Consider the following 2,015-nt stretch of genomic DNA (forward strand, 5'->3'; position numbering starts at 1 on the left):
CACGCACTTCGGGCCGCCAACCTATCCCGCCCCAACTCTGATCCCCAGTGATACACTAAACAGGAACGAGTTCCTCTCTCGCTCAGACGGAGTACGCGATATGGCCGGCCCCGCGCTTCCTATGGACGACCGCGACGGTGTCATCTGGTACAACGGCAACCTCGTCCCGTGGCGCGAGGCCAAGGCCCACGTCCTCACCCACAGCCTGCACTACGGCAACTCGGTGTTCGAGGGCGAGCGGATCTACAACGGCAAGGTGTTCAAGCTCCGCGAGCACTCCGAGCGGCTCCACAAGTCGGCCAACATGTTGGCCTACGAGCTCCCCTACAGCGTCGAAGAGCTCGACCGCGCGACCGAACTGGTCGTGAAGGAGAACAAGCTCGACTCGGGGTACGTCCGGCCGCTCGCGTGGCGCGGCGCCGAGGTGATCGGCGTGTCCGCCATCGGCACGAAGGTCCACGTGATGATCGCGGCGTTCCCGTGGGGCGCGTACTACGGGCAGAAGGCCATCAAGCTCGTCACCAGCCGCTGGAAGCGGCCCAGCCCGGAAAGCTCCCCCGCCGGGAGCAAGGCCGCGGGGCTGTACATCATCTGCACGCTCGCCAAGGACGAGGCGCTCGCCGCCGGCGTGCAGGACGCGCTCATGCACGACTACAAGGGCCGCCTCTCCGAGGCGACCGGGGCGAACCTGTTCCTCGCCATCAACGGCGAGCTGCACACGCCGACCACCGAGACAATCCTCAACGGCATCACCCGCCAGACGGTGATGGAACTGGCCCGCACGCGCGGGATCAAGGTCGTCGAGCGCGAGATCTGGCCGGACGAACTCGCCAAGGCCAGCGAGGTGTTCCTCACCGGCACCGCCGTCGAGGTGCAGCCCGTGAGCGCGATCGACAAGCAGGAGTTCGAGGTCGGCCCGATCACCCAGCAGATGATCGCAGATTACTCGGCGCTCGTGCGGAGCTGATCGGGCGGCCGAACAAGGCACTTTTCGACAGGATGAACAGGACAGACAGGATCAGGGCAGAACTCGGTCTTGTCTTCAATCCTGTGTATCCTGTTCGTCCCGTCAAAAACCCTGGTATCTCATGCTCTCCGCCGTCACCATCTCGCTCGTGCCGGAAGCCCGCGGCGGTCCCTTTGTGTACTGGGACGACCTGGCCGAAGGGTGCCGCGAAGCCGCCGCCCGCGGGTTCGACGCGGTCGAGGTGTTCCCCCCGGGCGCGGACGCCGTCGATCCCGCGGTGCTCCGCTCCCTGCTCGACGAACACGGCCTCGCGCTCGCGGCCGTCGGAACGGGCGCGGGCTGGGTGAAGCACAAGCTCTCGCTGACCAGCCCGGACGCCGCCGTTCGCGACAAAGCGATCGCGTTCGTGAAGTCGGTCATGGACCTGGCCGCGCGGTTCGAGGCGCCCGCCATCATCGGCTCGATGCAGGGCCGCTGGGGCGACGGCGTCACCAAGCCGGAAGCGCTCCGGTACCTCGGTCACGCGCTGTTCAAGCTCGACGCGCACGCCGCCGACCTCGGCACCACGCTCCTCTACGAACCGCTGAACCGGTACGAGACCAACCTCGTCAACACGCTCGGCGACGCCGTCACCCTGCTGAACGCGATCGGCGCGGAGCGGGTGAAGATCCTCGCCGACCTGTACCACATGAACATCGAGGAAACGAACCTCGCCGACGCGATCCGCGGCGCCGGCCCGCGGATCGGGCACGTCCACTTCGCGGACTCCAACCGCCGCGCCGCCGGGCTGGGCCACACGGATTTCGTTCCGGTCGTCGCGGCGCTGGTGGAAGTCGGGTACGCGGGCTACCTGTCGGCCGAGATCCTCCCGCTGCCCGACGCGGACACCGCCGCTCGCCAAACGGTCGCCGCGTTCCGCCGCCTCGTCGGGTGACACGCCGGAGCGCGGGCCTTTGCCCCGCCTTTGCTCGGCGCGACGTGCCGGGGCGAGAAGAGCCGCCAAAGACCCTCTCATACCGAATCCGGTTGATCCGTATCCACGCCTGCA

Annotated in this window: 2 protein-coding genes; both read left to right on the top strand. The window is 67.5% G+C overall.

Annotated features, from left to right (window positions below):
* Window positions 1-100: 100 nt before the first annotated feature.
* On the top strand, window positions 101-967 hold the full coding sequence (locus R5W23_RS07020; RefSeq protein ID WP_320685726.1) for a branched-chain amino acid aminotransferase: 867 nt from the start codon (window positions 101-103) through the stop codon (window positions 965-967).
* A 121-nt stretch (window positions 968-1,088) separates the two neighbouring features.
* On the top strand, window positions 1,089-1,901 hold the full coding sequence (locus tag R5W23_RS07025; RefSeq protein ID WP_320685727.1) for a sugar phosphate isomerase/epimerase family protein: 813 nt from the start codon (window positions 1,089-1,091) through the stop codon (window positions 1,899-1,901).
* Window positions 1,902-2,015: the final 114 nt, after the last annotated feature.

The sequence above is a fragment of the Gemmata algarum genome, assembly GCF_034097035.1.
Taxonomy (GTDB): Bacteria; Planctomycetota; Planctomycetia; order Gemmatales; family Gemmataceae; genus Gemmata; species Gemmata algarum.

What these genes read in the sequence shown, in the direction of transcription:
- R5W23_RS07020 (WP_320685726.1), top strand. Translation starts at nt 101, where the DNA reads ATGGCCGGCCCCGCGCTTCCTATGGACGACCGCGACGGTGTCATCTGG.
- R5W23_RS07025 (WP_320685727.1), top strand. Translation starts at nt 1,089, where the DNA reads ATGCTCTCCGCCGTCACCATCTCGCTCGTGCCGGAAGCCCGCGGCGGT.